This window comes from Synechococcus sp. A10-1-5-9, assembly GCF_047716785.1.
Taxonomy (GTDB): Bacteria; Cyanobacteriota; Cyanobacteriia; order PCC-6307; family Cyanobiaceae; genus Synechococcus_C.
On record NZ_CP180406.1, the window covers coordinates 1,174,102 to 1,192,377 of the forward strand.

At 59.1% G+C, this 18,276-nt stretch carries 19 protein-coding genes and 1 tRNA gene; 15 read left to right on the plus strand and 5 right to left on the minus strand.

Translation table 11 applies throughout. From position 1 onward, the window contains the following. The first annotated feature begins 46 nt into the window (after positions 1 to 46). On the plus strand, positions 47 to 664 hold the full coding sequence (locus tag ACLM45_RS06700; RefSeq protein WP_038004491.1) for a hypothetical protein: 618 nt from the start codon (positions 47 to 49) through the stop codon (positions 662 to 664). On the opposite strand, the gene ACLM45_RS06705 is transcribed toward ACLM45_RS06700, so the two are convergent. After that, complete coding sequence (locus ACLM45_RS06705; protein ID WP_006042167.1) at positions 652 to 1,611, minus strand: aldo/keto reductase; 960 nt, start codon at positions 1,609 to 1,611, stop codon at positions 652 to 654. The two genes, ACLM45_RS06700 and ACLM45_RS06705, sit on opposite strands and share 13 nt — an antisense overlap. Positions 1,612 to 1,697: 86 nt before the next feature. On the opposite strand from ACLM45_RS06705, the gene ACLM45_RS06710 reads away from it, so the two are divergent. Both ACLM45_RS06710 and ACLM45_RS06715 read left to right on the plus strand, forming a co-directional pair. Beyond that, positions 1,698 to 1,835, plus strand: a complete 138-nt coding sequence (locus ACLM45_RS06710) for a hypothetical protein (RefSeq protein ID WP_415411456.1) — start codon at positions 1,698 to 1,700, stop codon at positions 1,833 to 1,835. A 20-nt stretch (positions 1,836 to 1,855) separates the two neighbouring features. Then, on the plus strand, positions 1,856 to 2,362 hold the full coding sequence (locus ACLM45_RS06715; protein ID WP_415411224.1) for a hypothetical protein: 507 nt from the start codon (positions 1,856 to 1,858) through the stop codon (positions 2,360 to 2,362). A gap of 26 nt (positions 2,363 to 2,388) precedes the next feature. Here the strand turns inward: ACLM45_RS06715 and ACLM45_RS06720 are convergent. Next, positions 2,389 to 2,459: transfer RNA gene (locus ACLM45_RS06720), tRNA-Cys, on the minus strand. Positions 2,460 to 2,513: 54 nt separating this feature from the next. Between ACLM45_RS06720 and ACLM45_RS06725 the strand changes: the two genes are divergently transcribed. Both ACLM45_RS06725 and ACLM45_RS06730 read left to right on the plus strand, forming a co-directional pair. Continuing rightward, positions 2,514 to 3,737 (plus strand): lipid-A-disaccharide synthase-related protein, encoded by a 1,224-nt coding sequence (locus ACLM45_RS06725; protein ID WP_038005144.1) that lies wholly within the window; start codon positions 2,514 to 2,516, stop codon positions 3,735 to 3,737. Positions 3,738 to 3,781: 44 nt separating this feature from the next. After that, positions 3,782 to 4,036 carry a hypothetical protein gene (locus tag ACLM45_RS06730; protein ID WP_006042171.1) on the plus strand — a complete coding sequence of 85 codons (255 nt, stop codon included), beginning with the start codon at positions 3,782 to 3,784 and terminating at the stop codon, positions 4,034 to 4,036. Between the two features lie 14 nt (positions 4,037 to 4,050). Here the strand turns inward: ACLM45_RS06730 and ACLM45_RS06735 are convergent, their stop codons facing one another. Continuing rightward, positions 4,051 to 4,695 (minus strand): ribonuclease D, encoded by a 645-nt coding sequence (locus ACLM45_RS06735; RefSeq protein WP_415411225.1) that lies wholly within the window; start codon positions 4,693 to 4,695, stop codon positions 4,051 to 4,053. Between the two features lie 121 nt (positions 4,696 to 4,816). On the opposite strand from ACLM45_RS06735, the gene ACLM45_RS06740 reads away from it, so the two are divergent. Genes ACLM45_RS06740 through ACLM45_RS06750 form a run of 3 tightly spaced genes read left to right on the plus strand, consistent with a single transcriptional unit; the run spans position 4,817 to position 6,624 of the window. Beyond that, complete coding sequence (locus ACLM45_RS06740; RefSeq protein WP_415411226.1) at positions 4,817 to 5,200, plus strand: PadR family transcriptional regulator; 384 nt, start codon at positions 4,817 to 4,819, stop codon at positions 5,198 to 5,200. Between the two features lie 30 nt (positions 5,201 to 5,230). After that, entirely contained in the window at positions 5,231 to 5,785 is a 555-nt protein-coding gene (locus tag ACLM45_RS06745; RefSeq protein WP_006042174.1) for a cofactor assembly of complex C subunit B, read from the plus strand. 2 nt (positions 5,786 to 5,787) lie between these two features. Beyond that, complete coding sequence (locus ACLM45_RS06750) at positions 5,788 to 6,624, plus strand: N-acetylmuramoyl-L-alanine amidase (protein ID WP_415411227.1); 837 nt, start codon at positions 5,788 to 5,790, stop codon at positions 6,622 to 6,624. Here the strand turns inward: ACLM45_RS06750 and hemF are convergent. Beyond that, positions 6,551 to 7,654, minus strand: coding sequence for an oxygen-dependent coproporphyrinogen oxidase (gene hemF, locus ACLM45_RS06755; protein WP_415411228.1), 1,104 nt, complete (start codon positions 7,652 to 7,654; stop codon positions 6,551 to 6,553). The two genes, ACLM45_RS06750 and hemF, sit on opposite strands and share 74 nt — an antisense overlap. 115 nt (positions 7,655 to 7,769) lie before the next feature. Between hemF and ACLM45_RS06760 the strand changes: the two genes are divergently transcribed. The 7 genes from ACLM45_RS06760 to ppc all read left to right on the plus strand — a co-directional run bounded on the left by ACLM45_RS06760 (position 7,770) and on the right by ppc (position 17,806). Next, positions 7,770 to 8,846 carry a P-loop NTPase gene (locus tag ACLM45_RS06760; protein ID WP_415411229.1) on the plus strand — a complete coding sequence of 359 codons (1,077 nt, stop codon included), beginning with the start codon at positions 7,770 to 7,772 and terminating at the stop codon, positions 8,844 to 8,846. Between the two features lie 2 nt (positions 8,847 to 8,848). Then, the gene (rodA, locus tag ACLM45_RS06765) at positions 8,849 to 10,120 is read left to right on the plus strand and encodes a rod shape-determining protein RodA (protein ID WP_415411230.1); all 1,272 of its coding nucleotides are present in this window, start codon (positions 8,849 to 8,851) and stop codon (positions 10,118 to 10,120) included. A 38-nt stretch (positions 10,121 to 10,158) separates the two neighbouring features. Continuing rightward, positions 10,159 to 11,514 (plus strand): sensor histidine kinase, encoded by a 1,356-nt coding sequence (locus ACLM45_RS06770; protein ID WP_415411371.1) that lies wholly within the window; start codon positions 10,159 to 10,161, stop codon positions 11,512 to 11,514. A 94-nt stretch (positions 11,515 to 11,608) separates the two neighbouring features. Further along, a complete protein-coding gene (locus ACLM45_RS06775) occupies positions 11,609 to 12,040 on the plus strand; it encodes a photosystem I reaction center subunit II PsaD (RefSeq protein WP_006042180.1) in 432 nt (143 codons plus the stop codon). A gap of 80 nt (positions 12,041 to 12,120) precedes the next feature. Then, the gene (locus ACLM45_RS06780; protein WP_415411231.1) at positions 12,121 to 13,653 is read left to right on the plus strand and encodes an anthranilate synthase component I family protein; all 1,533 of its coding nucleotides are present in this window, start codon (positions 12,121 to 12,123) and stop codon (positions 13,651 to 13,653) included. Further along, on the plus strand, positions 13,650 to 14,798 hold the full coding sequence (gene gshA, locus ACLM45_RS06785; protein WP_006042182.1) for a glutamate--cysteine ligase: 1,149 nt from the start codon (positions 13,650 to 13,652) through the stop codon (positions 14,796 to 14,798). Before ACLM45_RS06780 ends, gshA begins: the two co-directional genes overlap by 4 nt. A gap of 32 nt (positions 14,799 to 14,830) precedes the next feature. Further along, positions 14,831 to 17,806, plus strand: coding sequence for a phosphoenolpyruvate carboxylase (ppc, locus tag ACLM45_RS06790; protein WP_415411232.1), 2,976 nt, complete (start codon positions 14,831 to 14,833; stop codon positions 17,804 to 17,806). A 147-nt stretch (positions 17,807 to 17,953) separates the two neighbouring features. Here the strand turns inward: ppc and ACLM45_RS06795 are convergent, their stop codons facing one another. After that, on the minus strand, positions 17,954 to 18,100 hold the full coding sequence (locus tag ACLM45_RS06795; protein WP_415411233.1) for a hypothetical protein: 147 nt from the start codon (positions 18,098 to 18,100) through the stop codon (positions 17,954 to 17,956). Positions 18,101 to 18,276 lie beyond the last annotated feature (176 nt).

Sequence of the window (18,276 nt, forward strand, 5' to 3'; positions counted from 1 at the left end):
TCGAGCTTCAGCCGATCAACGCGACGTCAAATACGTCTAAGTAACCATGCCCTTTGAAAGGCCTCAGCGCACAACTCGGCGACGTTCTTCGGCAGGACCTACACCCCCGCGTCGCCCCGTTCTAACTAGTCATGACAGACAGACAGTGCACCGGCAGGGAGGGCCAAGACCGACCTTTCTGGCCTTAAAAGACCACGGGAAAGTCTTTGTTGCTGACATGCCATTTCTCTCTGATGGTCAGTTAGCAAATATCAGCAAGGAAGCCTCCGAAGTATTGGTCAGCCTGGAGCGACGGATCGCTGAGCTCGAATCCCTTCAGGGAGACAGGGACACTCTGATCAAAGCCTGTACGAAGCGGGACGTTACCCATCGGTTTCTGAGGGCCATCGAGGACGAACAACAGCAACGGCGAGACAATCCAGCTATTCGGAGCGCAGCAGCCGAGTCGCTCCCGCGCACGTTCCTAGAGATCGCCAGGCACCGCCTGCCTGGCGCCACATTTGACTCGCTGTTGCAGGAAGCCCTCTCTGCCTGCGAACAATCGGTTGAGTCCCAGGTTGCTCCCACCAAACCCGATCTCAAAGTGGTGTCCTTGCCTTCCTCGAACGCATCCTTGCCGGTGGTGGTTAGTCCGGACCCTGAACCCACCGATCAGGCACTTTGAAACGGATTCTCAGGCATCCTCACGGTCACTTCAGCGCTGCTCTGGTCCAAACGCGTTCTCTCATCGGCTGACAGCGACCACATCAGAGCCTGATGAGCATCGATCACCTGGTTGGGTCGTCTCAACCCAGGGATCGGACAAGCGCCATGGGATCGGCACCAGTTAAGAGCCACCTGCACCTGAGTCACCCCTCGGGCTTCGGCGATCGAAACCATGGTCTGGCGTAATGACTCCGAGGCCGGCAACAAGCGACGGAACAAACCGCCTCGCAACGGTGTCAGCCCCTGGGGAGTCCAACCTGGCCCCCTGGCTAGTACTCCGAGAGCAAGAGGGCTGTAGGCAAGCACATCAATTCCGAGATCCCTGCTGATTTCCAGGAGGCCTCCAGGTTGACGCGGCTCAGGGGCCAGCAGCGAGAACTGAACCTGGATGCTGGTGAGCGGGATTCCACGGTCCTTGAGATGACGATGCAAGAGAGTCAGCCGACGAGGACCGACATTGGACACGCCGATCTCACGGACAGCGCCCTGCTCAACGAGGTCTGCCAAACCATCGAGAAGAGGACGCTCTTGCCAAGGGGCATAACGGGCTGTGCTCCAGTGCAACTGGACCCGATCCATGCAGCCTTGGAGTCGCCGTTGACTGGCAAGAAATGCCTTCACCAGCCCGCGTCGTCCGAGTCGCCAGGGAAAAGGAGCCAGTTTGGTGGCAACGGTGAGCTTGGCGCGATCCTGCGGCTGCATCGCACTCAGGAAGGCCCCCAGCAGTTCTTCACTGCGACCGTTGAGAAGTCCGGTTCCATAGGAATCAGCGGTGTCAACCAGACACAGACCTGCTGCAACCGCTTGCTGGAACGTTGTCTCCAGACTTGAGTCATCAATGTCAGCGTTGTATCCCCAGAGCAATTGATTACCCCAGGCCCAGGTCCCGAAACCGATTCCCGTCACACAGCCTCGGATCACTGCACGCCATGATCGCCTCAGAAAGGCCCTAGCGATGACGTCCCACCCCGCAGAGAAGAAGTCTCACGCCAATGGGGAGCAACGACCGTCTTCAGCAGCGGGCGGTGGAGATCAAGACCCCATACTCTGCAATCACTGCGGCCGTACAGCCAGCAACGGCATCCGTTGCCTGGGAATGTGTGTTGCTGACAGTGAATACTGAGCAGTGAGATCTGTTCCGATGCTGGGGATGGCAAGCAGACGACAACGGAGCCACTGGATCGCCTTGGGTGTGATGACCAGCCTTTTGCATCTTCAGCCAGGGCATGCAGAGCCTTTTGTTGGTCGTTTCGAAACAACGAGCAACGGCTGCCGATACACCCTGTCGGACGGTAAATCTGGGGGTTGCCGCGTTGTTCAGATTGCTGGACGGTCGGCCATGGTTCTTGGCGTTCAATTCATCGGCCGCGGGCCGGTGAGGGGGTCGAGCCGCAGCCTCACATTCGTCGCGAAAACCGAAAGCGGGCAGAGCTCCCCTCTCAGCTGCCATCTCGGGCGATGCCGCCTGACTGGCACAAACTGGAGTGGCACCGTCACCAGTGTTTCAGAGGCGGCCTTTGACGCCGACGGCATCGCCGAAGGAATTCCCAAGGCATGGCCTTCCAGGCAAGGGCACTGCAAGCTGGAAGCACAGCAGATTTACTGCAGAGTCGATGTGGTTACAGGAAAACAGCTCCATGCTCAGGCCAGGCTGTGAACCTCCGGTCGATGCGATGCAATCAAAGGCGGCACCCAGATTCGAACTGGGGATAAAGGATTTGCAATCCTCTGCCTTACCACTTGGCCATGCCGCCGTCCGGGGCCTTTCCTCCCCATCAAGGGATCGTATCAGCGAGGCATCCAAAGCATTGCTGGTGATCAGCAATGGGCATGGTGAGGATCTGATCGCCCTGCGCATTCTCGAGGCTCTTCACCGTCTGGAGCCACAGTGGCGGTTGAAGACACTGCCTCTGGTGGGCGAAGGTCGCTGTTTTAACCAAGCTGTTGATCAGGGATGGCTGCAACGCATCGGCCCCTCGGCTCGATTGCCGAGCGGGGGCTTCAGTAATCAGAGCCTGCGTGGTCTCCTCGCTGATCTTTTAGGAGGGCTTCCCTTGATCAGCATGAAGCAGTGGATTTGCCTGAGACAAGAGAGAACTTCTGTTGCCGGAATCCTGGCCGTTGGCGATTTACTCCCTTTGCTGATGGCCTGGACATGCCGCCGACCCTTCGGATTTGTCGGCACTCCGAAAAGCGATTACACCTGGAGCAGCGGCCCAGGCTCGAGCTTCAGCGACCGTTATCACGCATTGAAGGGAAGCGAGTGGGATCCATGGGAATGGAGCTTGATGCGAACGCGCCGATGCCGGCTCGTGGTGATGCGTGACCGACTGACAGCCCGGGGACTACGCCGTCATGGCGTCAGGGCCATGGCACCCGGCAATCCAATGATGGATGGGCTCATGGAGACCACTCCTCCCCTCGCACTCGAGCGATGCCGGCGGATTCTCCTGCTTTGCGGCAGCCGGATGCCAGAGGCCCTTCGAAACTTCCGACGCTTGTTGACCTGCCTCATCCGCCTTCCGAGCCCGGTGCCTCTCGCTGTCATGGCAGCACTCGGATCAACACCCTCAGAATCAGATTTGGTCGATACCCTGCAGCAATTGGGGTTCAGACGCTGCCCTCCCCCTAGCAGCAGCTTGCATGCAGACCAGTGCTGGGTCCGAGGCCCATTGCTGCTGCTCCTTGGGAGCGGTCGGTTTGAATGCTGGGCTGCCTGGGCTGAGGTGGGTGTCGCCACTGCCGGGACAGCAACAGAGCAACTCGTCGGCCTCGGAAAACCCGCTCTCTCTCTTCCTGGTCCTGGGCCGCAGTTCACCCGTGGCTTCGCCTCACGGCAGAGCCGCCTCCTCGGTGGTGCGGTGCAGGTTTGCGCAAACGAAATCGAATTAACTCAACAACTCACAGCCCTGCTCGAGAACCACGAGAGACGCCAGGAGCTCGGGCAGCGGGGGCGGCAGCGCATGGGCTCTTCTGGAGGAAGCGAAGCCATCGCCCGCGCCTTGATCCGCGTGCTTGCCCCCGGAGGTTGATACTGATTGCATCTCTGAGGCAGTTTTGCCCCTCCCTCCCTGCCATGGCCGCGATTCAGGATCACAACTATCTGAGACTGTGCGCGGAACTGGCCAGCTGCCTCAGCATCAGCCAATCTGCAGCCCGTCGAAGAGTGGAACACGAAGCGGCGCGATCTGGCGCGAAAGATCTCACAGCCCGTCTTCAGGTGGCTTCCAATCTGCTTGAGCAGGCCAAGAAGGAAGCAACCTCGGGAGAAGCACTCGATCAATTGCTGGAGGCTCAACCCATTGATCAGCACTTCATGCTCGAAGACTGAGCCAATCGCCAGGATCAGTGCTCGAAGGTGTTCACGAAACGGAAGCGATCGAGATCCGACATCACAGGAATGCACTGGAAACAGCTCTGGGCCAGTTCCCAGCGCCCTTCGCGGCGCAACATGACCTCCAACTGCCGCCGAGCGGAAAGCAGGTAACGGGCATCGTTGGCTGCATAAGCCAGTTGAACATCTGTCAGCTCATCAACCCGACCCCAATCGCTGCTTTGAGCCTGTTTATCGAGTTCGACTCCCACAAGCTCCATCACCAGATCCTTCAGCCCATGCCGCGGGGTGTAGGTGCGGGCCAGACGGCTGCCGACCTTCGTGCAGAAAAGAGGATTCACTCTGATTCCCAGCCCGGTGGCCAGGGCCGCGACATCGAACCGGGCGAAATGGAACACCTTCTCGATCGTTGTGGCTTCCATCAGCGCTTTGAGACGGGGGGCTTCCTTCTGCCCCAGGGCAATCCGTATACAGGCCACCTGGTCCTTGTCATCACAGATCTGAACCAGGCACAACCGGTCGCGACCATGAATCAGACCCATGGCTTCGGTATCCACGGCCAGAGCTGTCGACCGTGCGTAACGCTCCGACCACTCCTCATTCAGATCGCCGTCGAGGACAACGAAGGCATGGGGCTCGCTGGGGATCTCAGCCATGGCTGACCACTCGAATCACGCTGAACATTCACCACTCTGACCGCTGAAGAGACGAACTTTCTCCCACTGCTTGAAAATCAGAATGAGACTGAGTTAGATACAAACGAGACAGCAGCGTCTCATGCTCTCCCATCGCAAACCCACACGCGCCTGCCTAGCCGACATCGAGCACTACTTCCAGCAGCCACCTCCGCAATTTCTGGATCTTGAACTCGCAGTGTGCTGGGTTCTGGCCTGTCTTCTGCAAAGCGACAACTATCCATCAGGCCTGCTTCAGCGACTTCAAAAAGACCACCCCCAGCTGCGTCTTTCCGAAACGGTTCTCCATCAAGCCGTTGACTTCCTGGAACGCCAGGGGATGCTCGATTGCTACACAAAACGCTGTCCCAGCAGGGGCCGTCCCCGTCGCATGCTCCATTTGCATCAGGACGCCCGCGATCAGGCCGAGCGACTGATGAAGCCATGGACGCGCTGGCTCCACGAGCATGCGCCGATCACCACTTAGAACGGTCTCCATTGCCCTTGGCGGCTACCGATGCCCTCGCCTCAGATCTCAACCCTGCTCCTCACCCTCCTGCTGGGGATCGGCCTGATCTTTTTCCTCCGAGCCGCCAGCAAAGACCGAACCACGATTGTGGAGGTGCATTCACCCCGTCCACCACTGGAAGTTCTGGAGGGTCTTGATCAGTGGCTCAAGCAACGGGGATGGAATCGCCATGGGGGTGATGCCGACCGCTGCCTGCTCGAATACCGAGGCCGCGTCGAGAGCAGTTCTGCGCTCGCGCTTCTGTTATCCGTTCTCGGCACGGTTGGAGCTGGCAGCCTGGGCCTCGTGATCCGCCAAGTGAACGCTGGGCTGGGCTGGTGGCCCTTGTTGATCGCCAGCCTCGGCCCCTTAGCGGGATGGGTCTACACCCGGAGAGCCCGGCGAGAGGAGGGCCTTCAAATCCGTCTTGTCGAAACCGAAGCAACGGAAGGCAGCACCCTGCGGCTGCAAGCCCATCGCGATGAACTGATCGCCCTTGAGCTCGCCTTAGCAGGCCCACTGCAACTGGCCAGTGATGGTGCGTTGCTCTCGTCTCCAATCTGATCGTGAAGCCCTGGCCGTTGCTGCTGCCAGCAGGTCTGAGCTTCACAGGGCTTCTGCTTCTGCTCAGTATGGCGACTGCAGCCGATGCACCGGGCCATCCTGGCAGGGACCTTCTCACTGGGCCTCAGGTCACTCTTGAAGCGACATGGGTTGGGCTTCGCCGTGAACGCCAGGGTGTGGGGATCCTGCTTCTTGCAGGCCATGCCGACTCTCAGGGCATCGAGGGAGCCGGCACCTCGGGAGCCGCCGTTGACCGCCGCGGTGCCAAACCCATGGATCCAAGAATGCGCGACGAGCTGTTCTGGAATCGAAAGATCCGCGACGCGGTGGTTCGCCAAGGGCAGGAACGCGCTCTGAACATCAGTGGTTACGAACCGAATGCACTGACGATCCTTGATGAAAACGACCCACGCACCAACTGGTCAGTCGGTCGCCGCCACCACGATGCGGGTGGTTATGCCCTTGAAATCCACTTCGATGCCTACGGCCCTGACGGGTATGGTTCCGGGCTGATTCCCAGCCTAAGACGGGCACCCAGCCGCATTGATGAAAGCCTGGCCTTGAACTTCGGTCGCTACCCCCTGCAGTTTCGGGGAGGTCTTGGTGCACCAAGACGGGGGATCAGCATCCTGGAGATCGGCAAACTGGAAGGAAACCTCGAAGCCCGACTGCGAGATCCAGCCAGCCAGGACGCTGTCATTGAAGCGCTGGCCCACCGCATCATTGAGGCCCTCGAGCAGGGGCTCAATGCTCCACCCCCCACTCTCAGTTCACAGCTTGGTGGGAGCGGCAGCGATCCTCGAGGGAAGGATCACCGAACCAGTCCTGAGGACGGGTGAAGAGATCGGTGAGCAAAGCTTCTCTGGATCCCGGCGCAGGCTGGTAGGCGTACTCCCACCGGGCCAGTGGCGGAAGCGACATCAGGATGGATTCGGTGCGTCCGTTCGTCTGCAATCCAAAGATCGTGCCGCGATCCCAGACCAGATTGAATTCCACGTATCGACCCCGGCGATACAGCTGGAACTGGCGCTCACGGTCTCCGTAGGACAACCCATTCCGTCTCTCGATGATGGGCGCATAAGCAGGAAGAAACGCCCGTCCGTTGGCACCAGCCAGTGCAAAAAGCTGTTCCCAGCTCAAGGGCACCGCGCCGATCTCCGAAGCCTTGCGCGCTGCAGGACCCTCAGGATCCTGTCCCCGGTAAAGACGTCCGGAACCATCCTGGTAGTCGTAGAAAATCCCTCCGATTCCCCGTGTTTCCTGACGGTGCTTAAGGAAGAAGTACTCATCACACCAGGGCTTGAACACCTGATAGAGACGCTCATCCACGGAATCGCACGCCTCTTGATGAGTGCGGTGGAAGTGACGGGCATCCTCCAAGAAGGGATAGAAGGGGGTGAGATCGGCACCGCCTCCGAACCACCACACAGGACCGGCCTCGAAATAGCGGTAGTTGAGATGAACCGTTGGAACAAAGGGGTTCCGGGGATGCAAAACCATGGATGTTCCAGTGGCGAACCACGGATGCCCCTTGGCCTCAGGCCGCTGTTTGAGGATGGATGGAGGAAGCTCCTCACCCTGAACCTCGGAGAAATTCACCCCGCCCTGCTCAAAGATCCGGCCTTCACGCATCACCCTGGAACGACCGCCACCACCTTCTGGCCGCTCCCAGCTCTCCTCTTTGAAGCGGCCAGACCCATCGATCTGCTCCAGGCCAGCACAGATCTCATCCTGAAGAGCCATTACAAGCGCCCGCGCCCGCTCACGCGAGTCGGCTGGAGGGCGTTCCCCGGGCATCTCAGAGGTGCTTGACACCAGACTGTCCTCCGGTGGCTGCCCCTTCCAACGCTTGAACAGGGAACGAATCATGGTTGGCAGAGATGGAGAGCTCTTGACCATTTCAGCCCAGTGCCTCCTCCGACAAGAAGGTGTGAAGGACTGTTATGGGAAGCGCCCCTAGGATCCATCCCAACGAACGGGACGGATGACCTCAGCGGAACAGGCCACTCAGGCGCTCAGCGACCTCCGTGATGCAGGTAGCGACCGCTCTCTTCTTGACCTTGGCTGGCTTGATCAAGTTCGTGTGTCTCCTCCTCGGGCCGTCATCCGTCTGAATTTGCCGGGCTTCGCCCAAGGCCAACGCGACCGAATCGTCAACGACGCACGCGCTCGCCTGCTGGAACTCGAGGGGATTGATGATGTGCAGATCGAGGTGGGGCAGCCCCCATCCCAGGGCGGCATCGGTCAAGCAGGTCATGGCCAGGCGGGCGAACGGCAGGCCATCCCAGGCGTGAAGCATGTGATCGCTGTGAGCAGCGGAAAGGGTGGTGTCGGCAAGAGCACTGTGGCCGTTAATTTGGCCTGCGCCTTCGCCAGTCAGGGACTGCGGGTGGGTCTGCTCGATGCTGATATCTACGGACCCAATGCACCCACCATGTTGGGTGTGGCCGACCGCACTCCTGAAGTCAGCGGCAGCGGCGAGAACCAGTGCATGAAGCCCATCGAGACCTGTGGTGTAGCCATGGTGTCGATGGGGTTGCTAATCGAAGAGAACCAGCCGGTGATCTGGCGAGGTCCAATGCTCAACGGAATCATCCGCCAATTCCTCTATCAAGTGAATTGGGGAGAACGGGATGTGCTGGTGGTTGATCTTCCACCAGGAACCGGTGATGCCCAGCTGTCCCTCGCGCAGGCCGTTCCCATGGCAGGCGTCGTGATAGTGACAACCCCTCAGCAGGTGGCCCTGCAAGACGCTCGTCGGGGCCTGGCCATGTTCCGTCAGATGGGAATCCCGGTGCTCGGCGTTGTCGAGAACATGAGTGCGTTCATCCCTCCGGATCAACCCGAAAAGCGTTATGCCCTGTTCGGATCTGGCGGAGGCAAAACTCTGGCCGATGCCTTTGACGTTCCCCTGCTGGCAGAGATCCCAATGGAGATGCAGCTGCAGGCCGGAGGCGATCAGGGCCAGCCGATCACACTGGCCCAGCCCGACTCCATCAGTGCCCGGCTGTTCATCGAGCTGGCCCACCGACTGTCGTCGATGGTGAGTTCCAGCCACTGACCATGCTGACCGGACTCGACCGCGGAAAGACGCTCTTCTCAGAATCCGGGAGCAGGCGCCGCCGGACCCGTTATCGGGACTGGATTCTTTGGGGAGTTCCTCTGGCCATGATTGCTGTGGCCGGCTTACTGATCGCCAGCACTCAGCGCCAGGCGAATTACGCCAACTGGTATCAACACTGGATCACCGCAGCGGTGGGCGTGATAGCTGCACTGCTCTTGGCGAGGATTTCACTGCCAAAGTTGAGACCTCTACTCATACCGATCTACGGGGTCACGGTGATCAGCCTCGTTGCAGTCCGCATGATCGGGATTACTGCTTTGGGATCACAGCGCTGGATCAGCATTGGTGGCGTGCATGTACAGCCATCGGAGTTCGCCAAGCTCGCTGCCATCCTCCTGCTCGCTGCTGTTCTAGATCGCCACCCGGTCGAGCGCCCGGTGGACTTTCTCCGGCCACTGGCCGTGATCTCGCTTCCGTGGCTGCTGGTCTTCATCCAGCCAGATCTGGGCACCTCTCTGGTGTTCGGCGCTCTACTGCTGACAATGCTCTATTGGTCTGGAATGCCGTTCGAATGGCTTGTCCTGCTGCTTTCGCCACTGATGACAGCTCTGCTTGCAGGCCTGTTCCCTTGGGGACTAGCAGTGTGGATCCCTCTGACCCTCGTGATCGCTTATCGGTCGCTGCCGTGGAAACGCGTGGCCCTCGCCCTCGTCACCCTGGTGCAGGGAGCTTCCGCACTGATCACTCCCTGGCTCTGGCAGAACGGTTTACAGGAGTATCAGCGAGATCGTTTGGTGCTCTTTCTCGATCCCACCAAGGACCCATTAGGTGGCGGTTACCACTTGCTCCAGAGCACGGTGGGCATCGGGTCAGGAGGACTGTTCGGAACCGGACTGCTCCAGGGGCAGCTGACCAAATTGCGGTTTATCCCGGAGCAGCACACCGACTTCATTTTCAGCGCTCTGGGGGAGGAAACAGGCTTTCTTGGCACGATGCTCGTGGTGGTCGGCTTCGTGATGCTGATGTGGCGTCTCCTGCAGGTCGCTAGACAGTCACGCTCAGATTTCGAGTCTCTGGTTGTGATTGGAGTCGCAACCATGCTCATGTTCCAGGTGGTGGTGAACATCTTCATGACCATTGGCCTTGGCCCTGTCACCGGAATCCCCTTGCCGTTCTTGAGTTATGGACGCAGCGCGATGATCGTTAATTTCATAGCGCTGGGTCTCTGCCTTTCAGTGGCACGTCGCTCTCGGCGCGTCTTAGTGCGTTGACTGACACCATTACGCCGCTGCAATCGATCCACCACCTGATGGCCGAAGGGGTCCCTGCAGGACAAGCGGATGACTCCCATGCTCGGCGCCTCTGGTGGGGAGCACTCGAAGTCCTCCAACAGCGATTGCTCATCGATCAGTCCAGCCGGGGAGGATTGTGGATTGCCTCTCCTCTGCCGGCCCTCTACACACCCGAACTTCTGCAGCAATATCGGGGATGGGTGTGGGCTCCTGAAGCTCTCACACTTCTCAAAGGCCTTCAGACCAGCACGCTGCTCCCCTCTGACCTGATCAACGCACCGACGGATGTGCGGGAAGCCCCCACCCTCAGCTGCCAGTTTCAGACGATGCCACTGCGCGCCGAAGACGGCCAAGACCCTTTGCTGCTTGTGATTACCCCCAAGCTCCAGGCAGCGATTGCCCTGCAGGGACAGGAAGGTCAGCGACGACTGCTGATGCGCAGCGAACCAAACCTTCTTGGTCAGATCCTGAGCCTGGTCGAAAAGAGACTCAAGCAGGACGATCCCACACAGGCCGAGGTTCTCCATCAGGCGCTGAAGGAGTTGGGACCTCTTCAGAGCAGCGGGGATCTTGCGCTTCACTTCTGGCCAGAGCTGTCCCAACGTCTGGCTTCGATGGCTCCCACGGTGACGTTTCAGACCACTCAGGAAGCCCCTGGAAGCCCCGCGAAGGAGCCTTCTCAAGGAGACCAGGACGCAGAGCTCTCACTCCTAGAAGCGATTGCCCACGAAGTGAGAACACCTCTTGCAACGATTCGCACCCTGATTCGCTCGCTCTTGCGCCGCCGTGACCTGCCGGACAGGGTGACCGAACGGCTTCAGCAGATTGACACTGAATGCAGCGAACAGATTGATCGCTTCGGGCTGATCTTCCAGGCGGCGGAACTCCAGCGACAACCTGATAGTCCTTCACAGCTGGCGAGGACTGATCTCGGGGCGATGTTACGACTGCTATCACCCAGCTGGAGGCAACAGCTGCAACGCAGAGAGGTGGGCTTCGACATGGCCGTCGACGATGGATTACCCCTGGTACTCAGTGATCCCAGCAGACTGGAGCCAATGCTTGGGGGCCTGGTGGATCGATGCAGCCGCAGCCTCCCACCCGGAAGTCAGTTGCAGCTGACGCTTCAACCAGCAGGAGCTCGTCTCAAGCTCCAACTGATCTCGCGGACCCCTGAACAAATGGCCTCGCGGGCATCTGAGCCCATGCCCCAAGAACAGTTGGGACCGGTTCTCAGCTGGAACACGGACACCGGCAGCCTTCAGCTCAGCCAAACAGCCACCCGACGATTGCTGGAAAGCCTGGGAGGGCGACTGACCCAGCACCGGGACCGTGGACTCACGGTGTTCTTTCCGATTGCAGGGCAATGTTGACTGGTGTGAAGATTCCAGGCCAGAAGGGCGATCAGAGCAGAATCACGGTGCTACTTTCCAGCCGTAAAGGCATGCCGATTTCGCGAGGACAGCAATGACAGCAACGGCGTTGAACGGACAGCTTCCCCAGTTCATCGGCAGTACAGGAGGTCTTCTCAACTCCGCCGAAACAGAAGAGAAGTACGCCATCACCTGGACGAGCAACAGCTCTCAGGCCTTCGAACTTCCCACCGGTGGCGCAGCCATGATGAACGCCGGTGAAAACATCATGTATTTCGCCCGCAAGGAGCAGTGCCTAGCTCTGGGCACCCAACTGCGAACCAAGTTCAAGCCACGGATCGAGGATTACAAGATCTACCGGATTTTCCCTGGTGGTGACACTGAGTACCTCCATCCAAGTGATGGTGTGTTCCCTGAAAAGGTCAACGAAGGTCGGGCCATGGTGGGACACAATCCACGCCGTATCGGTCAAAATATCAACCCAGCGAATATCAAGTTCAGCGGACGCAATACGTTCGACGCTTGATCATCTGAAAAGCTTGAGCCGTCACGGCCGGTCAGTCCGACCGGCATGATGGCTCGCGGTCGGTTTCGATATCTCTGTTCATGCTCACACCCGACCGCACGGCTTTTCAAGAAGCCATTGAATCTGGTGCAACATTTGTACCCGTAGCCAGCAGCTGGCCTGCAGATCTGGAAACACCCCTCACCACCTGGTTGAAAGTGGGCGAGGGGCATCCCCCAGGAGTTCTGCTCGAATCCGTTGAGGGCGGCGAAACCCTGGGTCGTTGGAGTGTGGTGGCTTGTAATCCCTTGTGGACACTCTCTGCCCGGCACAACCAGCTGCAACGGACCTGGAGAGATGGGCGGCATGAGACGTTGTCAGGCAACCCTTTCAACAGCCTGAGGGACTGCCTGGCGCCCTATCAACCGGCAACCCTGGCGGGACTGCCTCCGCTCGGCCAGCTTTACGGAATGTGGGGTTATGAACTGATCCGCTGGATCGAGCCCTCAGTGCCGGTGCATGACAACGAAGGGAATGAACCTCCGGAGGGACTGTGGATGCTGATGGACAGCATCCTCATTTTTGATCAGGTGAAACGCCTGATCACTGCTGTGGCCTATGCAGACCTCTCAGGAGAGCACAACTCCTTCGCCGACCCAGAGGCGGCCTGGACGGATGCGCTCCAGCGCATTCAGTCCCTCAAGCAAACAATGGCCGAGCCACTGCCCCCTGTGCGCCCGCTCAACTGGACTCCCAGCAGAGGAGATACACCTTCGACAACCAGCAATCGGACCCAGGATGACTTCCAGAAGGCGGTTTTAGAGGCCCGGGAACACATCGCAGCTGGAGATGCCTTCCAGCTGGTGATCAGCCAGAGACTCAGCACGGAGGTCCGCCACGCTCCCCTGGATCTTTACCGGAGCTTGCGCATGGTGAATCCTTCGCCGTATATGGCGTTCTTTGACTTCGGTGACTGGCAGCTAATCGGATCCAGTCCTGAAGTGATGGTCAAGGCGGAACCCGATCAAGGAGGAATCCGTGCTGTACTTCGACCGATTGCAGGGACAAGACCCCGGGGAAGCAATGAACTAGAAGATCGGAGTCTGGAAGCGGAGCTGCTCGCTGATCCCAAAGAACGTGCCGAACACGTAATGCTTGTCGACCTCGGTCGCAACGACCTTGGCCGCGTCTGCGTTCCGGGATCGGTGTCAGTCCGCGAACTCATGGTGATCGAGCGTTACTCCCACGTGATGCACATCGTCAGTGAGGTGGAGGGGCGACTGGCTCCTGGGAACGACATCTGGGATCTGCTCATGGCGGCTTTTCCTGCGGGAACGGTGAGCGGAGCACCCAAGATCAGGGCGATGCAGCTCATTTACGAGCTCGAGCCGGACTCTCGAGGTCCTTACTCCGGTGTTTACGGATCAGTGGATCTAGCGGGTGCATTGAATACCGCCATCACGATCCGGACGATGGTGGTTCAGCCAAATCGAGACGGAGGCTGGACCTTGCACGTTCAGGCCGGCGCGGGCATCGTCGCGGACTCCCGACCTGAGGCGGAATACCAGGAAACGCTCAACAAAGCCCGGGGCATGCTGACTGCACTGGCCTGCCTCGAGGACGTCGAGACATGACCAGGGATCGCCTGCTCAAAGGCTTTGAGGTCGAACTGTTCACGGGTCGTCACGATGGTCGCAACGTCGGGATCGCCGCCACAGCAAGAGAGGAGCTGAAAGGCTTCGTCACGGAGCCGGATCATCGCAACCTCGAATACGTCACAGCGCCGGAATCAGACTATGGACCTCTCACGGAGGCTCTGCTCTCACCCCGTAGGACCCTGCGGACATGGCTTGAGTCCAGGGGACTGACCTTGCTGCCTGGCAGCACTCTGAGCCTGGGTGACGCAACTCAGTTTGAACGGTCCGATCCCTCGAATCCCTACCACGATCTGATTGAAGCCACCTATGGCACAGATGTGGTTACGGCCAGCATTCACATCAACCTCGGTATCGAGAATCCGGATCAGCTCTTTCAGGCCTTACGCCTGGTTCGTTGCGAAGCTGCACTCATGCTTTCCCTGAGCGCCAGTTCCCCATTTCTCAATGGTGAGGTCACCGGAGTTCATTCCCAACGCTGGCTGCAATTTCCTCTCACGCCGGCTCGCGTCCCCTTGTTCGTGGATCATCTGCACTTCATCCACTGGACGGAGGAACAGATTGCCGCAGGGACAATGCACAACGTGCGCCATCTCTGGACATCCGTGCGCCCCAACGGTCCAGAGCGTCCGCATCAACTCAATCGTCTGGAGCTGCGCATCTGCGATCTGATCACTGATCCAGACTGTCTTCTTGCGGTCACCACGTTGCTCGAACTCAGGATTCAACAGATTCTTCGTGATCCCACCACTCACGACCCCATGACCAGAAGCTCATTAAGCCTCAACGAACTCGAGCAACTCAGCCTGAGCAACGACCGGACCGCAGCCCAGAAGAGCCTCGAAGCCACCCTCCACCATTGGGAGGACGGCCGGCCACTGCAGTGCAGAGACTGGTTGCTGACGTTGATCGAATCCGTGGAGCCATTGGCAGCGGAACTCCACCTAAGCGAACGACTTCAGCCCCTCGCCGCCATCCTTGATGAGGGGAATCAGGCCATGCGCTGGCTGGCTGGTATCAGGGCCGGAGGCACAATCCAAAGCGTGCTCATCGAGAGCATCGAGGCCATGGAAGCAGAGGAAACACGTCCCGTTTCAGCCCCAGTCCAACACCCTTTGGGATGATTATGTCGATTTCCAATCCCGGCGGGTCTTCAATGTCCTCCTCCTCCGCACGAAGTCCTGAGAGCGAACAGCCCAGGGTTGCGGTGGCTGAGGCTCCTGTGGGCGGCCAACTTCTACAGCAACGACTCGCCCTGGTCGAAGACCTCTGGCAGACTGTTCTTCGCAGTGAGTGTCCAGCGGAACAGGCGGAGCGCCTTCTGCGGATGAAACAACTCAGCGACCCAGTCCTTCCGGACGACAACGCGGTGAGCAGTGACGCTTTGGTGTCGTTGATCAGGGACATGGACTTGTCGGAAGCCATCGCGGCCGCTCGGGCTTTTTCCCTGTACTTCCAACTGGTGAACATTCTCGAGCAGCGCATCGAGGAAGACGGATATTTGGAAAGCATCGTCCGCTCACAGGACACAGCGGAACAGATCAATCCCTTCGCGCCTCCCCTCGCAACACAGACAGAGCCCGCCACCTTCCGGGAACTGTTTGAACGCCTACGCAGACTCAATGTCCCCCCCGCACAGCTGGAAAACCTGCTGCAGGAGCTCGATATCCGCCTGGTCTTCACCGCCCATCCCACCGAAATCGTCCGTCACACGATCCGCCACAAGCAGAGGCGGGTTGCAAGCCTGCTGCAGCAACTGGAAACCAAGAGCGATTCAAGCGCCGTTGAAGCTGGAACCATCCGTCTTCAGTTGGAGGAGGAGATCAGGCTGTGGTGGCGAACCGATGAGCTGCACCAGTTCAAACCCTCGGTTCTGGACGAGGTTGATTACGCCCTTCACTACTTCCAGCAGGTGCTGTTCGGGGCCATGCCCCAGCTGCGCCGACGCCTCTCCTCGGCACTGGCCTGCAGCTACCCGGATGTCCAACTGCCGCCGTCATCCTTCTGCACCTTCGGCTCCTGGGTTGGATCCGATCGTGATGGAAACCCTTCGGTAACGACTGACATCACCTGGCGAACGGCCTGCTATCAGCGCCAGCTGATGCTGGATCGTTATGTAAGCGCAGTCCACGGGCTTCGAGATCAGCTGAGCATCTCCATGCAGTGGAGCCAGGTCAGTGCACCACTCCTTGAATCCCTGGAGATGGATCGGTTGCGGTTTCCTGAGGTGTACGAAGAGCGTGCGACCCGTTATCGACTGGAGCCCTATCGCCTAAAGCTGAGTTTTGTGCTTGAGAGGCTGCGTCTCACGCAGATCCGCAATCAGCAGCTGGCGGATGCCGGCTGGAGAGCTCCTGCAGATGCACAGGTGGCCGCTACTCCAGAAGCACCTCAAAGCGAATCTCTTCACTACGGCTCCGTGGCGGAGTTCCGCAGTGACCTTGAACTAATCCGAACAAGCTTGGTCAGTACTGACCTCACCTGCGAGCCCCTCGACACGCTGCTCACCCAGGTGCACATTTTTGGTTTTTGTCTTGCCGGCCTAGACATCCGCCAGGAAAGCACCCGGCACAGCGATGCTCTGGACGAAGTGAGTCGCTACCTGAACCCCGACCAGGCCTACGGGGATCTGAATGAACAGGAACGCGTGAACTGGCTGCTTCAAGAGCTGCAGACCCGCCGCCCTCTGATCCCACCCTCCGTCCAATGGTCATCCACGACTGAAGAAACCGTTGATGTCTTCCGCACGCTGCATCGCCTCCAGGATGAGTTCGGAAGTCGAATTTGCCGAACCTATGTGATCTCCATGAGTCACAGCGTTTCGGATCTACTGGAAGTGCTTCTCCTGGCGAAGGAAGCGGGGCTTGTGGAACCTTCTGCAGGCCATGCCGACCTGCTGGTGGTTCCTCTCTTCGAAACCGTGGAGGATTTACAGAGGGCTCCCGAGGTGATGGAACAGCTGTTCCAGACCCCCTTGTATCGCAACCTGCTTCCCAAGGTTGGAAGCCAGGGACAACCTCTGCAAGAGCTGATGCTCGGCTACTCCGATAGCAATAAGGATTCGGGTTTCCTCTCCAGCAATTGGGAGATTCACAAAGCACAGATTGCCCTCCAGGATCTGGCGGCAAGAAACGGTCTGGCCCTGCGGCTGTTCCACGGACGTGGTGGTTCAGTGGGTCGGGGAGGAGGACCTGCTTATCAGGCGATTCTCGCCCAGCCCAGTGGCACGCTCCAAGGACGCATCAAGATCACCGAGCAGGGGGAGGTCCTCGCCTCCAAATACAGCCTTCCTGAGCTGGCTCTTTACAACCTCGAAACCGTGACCACCGCGGTCGTTCAAAACAGTTTGGTCACGAACCAACTGGATGCCACCCCCAGCTGGAACGATCTGATGGCTCGGCTGGCCCGCTGCTCCCGTCGCCACTACCGCGCTCTCGTGCACGACAACCCAGATCTTGTTGCCTTCTTCGAGCAGGTCACGCCGATCGAGGAGATCAGCAAGCTTCAGATCTCCAGCCGGCCCGCCCGGCGCAAAACCGGGACGCGCGATCTCTCCAGCCTGCGGGCGATTCCCTGGGTCTTTGGCTGGACCCAGAGTCGCTTTCTCCTCCCCAGCTGGTTTGGTGTCGGCACAGCCCTCCACGAAGAGCTTGAGAACGACCCCGATCAGATGTCGTTGCTACGGACCTTGCATCAACGCTGGCCTTTCTTCCGGATGCTGATTTCAAAGGTGGAGATGACCCTCTCCAAGGTTGATTTGGATCTGGCCCGTCACTACGTGACCAGCTTGGGAAGTGCCGATCACCGCGAAGCATTCGACGGGATCTACAAGACCATCGCCGAGGAATACAGCCTCACCCACCGCCTTGTACTGGAGATCACAGGGCAAGAGCGTTTGCTGGATGCCGATCCAGCCCTGCAGCTCTCCGTGGATTTGCGCAACCGCACCATCGTGCCGTTGGGGTTCCTTCAGGTCGCCCTACTGCGCCGGTTGAGGGACCAAAATCGCCAACCACCGATGAGTGAATCTCCCAGCGACGGTGACGGTCGAACGTATAGCCGCAGCGAACTGCTTCGTGGTGCCCTGCTCACGATCAACGGAATCGCCGCAGGCATGCGCAACACCGGGTGAATGGCCTTGCTTCCCTTCCGCAGACAGCCCGCAGCACCATCCCTTAAGGAGGGTTATTCCTTAAAAATTGACCACATTCCGGATGGAGCCAGTATCAACGCGCTGCTACACGCGAGCGGTGACCAGATCCATCCTGAGGAGCGCTGGTCACTTGCCCTGAGCCGCAGTCTCTGGGTCATGACCATCCTGGACAACGATCACGCGCTTGCTGGGTTTGTACGCGCGACGACCGATCAGGCTCTGAATGCCAACCTTTGGAACCTCGCAGCACGGCCAGGACCGGATCAAGTCCATCTTGTTGACGTGCTTGTTCACCGTTCCCTCGCGGTCCTGCGCAGAGATCTTCCGGGCTGCAGCATCTCGATTTCGGCCCCTCCACAGGCCCTAGCCGCTCTGAAAACCCATGGATACATTCTCGATCCAGGGGGAATTCGAACCATGGGGCTACGGCTCCGAGCGCCGCTGGAGCC

What these genes read in the sequence shown, in the direction of transcription:
- ACLM45_RS06780 (WP_415411231.1), top strand. Translation starts at nt 12,121, where the DNA reads ATGCTCACACCCGACCGCACGGCTTTTCAAGAAGCCATTGAATCTGGT.
- ACLM45_RS06715 (WP_415411224.1), top strand. Translation starts at nt 1,856, where the DNA reads ATGGCAAGCAGACGACAACGGAGCCACTGGATCGCCTTGGGTGTGATG.
- ACLM45_RS06770 (WP_415411371.1), top strand. Translation starts at nt 10,159, where the DNA reads ATGGCCGAAGGGGTCCCTGCAGGACAAGCGGATGACTCCCATGCTCGG.
- ACLM45_RS06795 (WP_415411233.1), bottom strand. Translation starts at nt 18,100, where the DNA reads ATGGACTTGATCCGGTCCTGGCCGTGCTGCGAGGTTCCAAAGGTTGGC.
- ACLM45_RS06740 (WP_415411226.1), top strand. Translation starts at nt 4,817, where the DNA reads ATGCTCTCCCATCGCAAACCCACACGCGCCTGCCTAGCCGACATCGAG.
- rodA (WP_415411230.1), top strand. Translation starts at nt 8,849, where the DNA reads ATGCTGACCGGACTCGACCGCGGAAAGACGCTCTTCTCAGAATCCGGG.
- gshA (WP_006042182.1), top strand. Translation starts at nt 13,650, where the DNA reads ATGACCAGGGATCGCCTGCTCAAAGGCTTTGAGGTCGAACTGTTCACG.
- ACLM45_RS06700 (WP_038004491.1), top strand. Translation starts at nt 47, where the DNA reads ATGCCCTTTGAAAGGCCTCAGCGCACAACTCGGCGACGTTCTTCGGCA.
- ACLM45_RS06760 (WP_415411229.1), top strand. Translation starts at nt 7,770, where the DNA reads ATGACCTCAGCGGAACAGGCCACTCAGGCGCTCAGCGACCTCCGTGAT.
- ACLM45_RS06710 (WP_415411456.1), top strand. Translation starts at nt 1,698, where the DNA reads ATGGGGAGCAACGACCGTCTTCAGCAGCGGGCGGTGGAGATCAAGACC.
- ACLM45_RS06745 (WP_006042174.1), top strand. Translation starts at nt 5,231, where the DNA reads ATGCCCTCGCCTCAGATCTCAACCCTGCTCCTCACCCTCCTGCTGGGG.
- ACLM45_RS06730 (WP_006042171.1), top strand. Translation starts at nt 3,782, where the DNA reads ATGGCCGCGATTCAGGATCACAACTATCTGAGACTGTGCGCGGAACTG.
- ACLM45_RS06775 (WP_006042180.1), top strand. Translation starts at nt 11,609, where the DNA reads ATGACAGCAACGGCGTTGAACGGACAGCTTCCCCAGTTCATCGGCAGT.
- ACLM45_RS06735 (WP_415411225.1), bottom strand. Translation starts at nt 4,695, where the DNA reads ATGGCTGAGATCCCCAGCGAGCCCCATGCCTTCGTTGTCCTCGACGGC.
- hemF (WP_415411228.1), bottom strand. Translation starts at nt 7,654, where the DNA reads ATGATTCGTTCCCTGTTCAAGCGTTGGAAGGGGCAGCCACCGGAGGAC.
- ppc (WP_415411232.1), top strand. Translation starts at nt 14,831, where the DNA reads ATGTCCTCCTCCTCCGCACGAAGTCCTGAGAGCGAACAGCCCAGGGTT.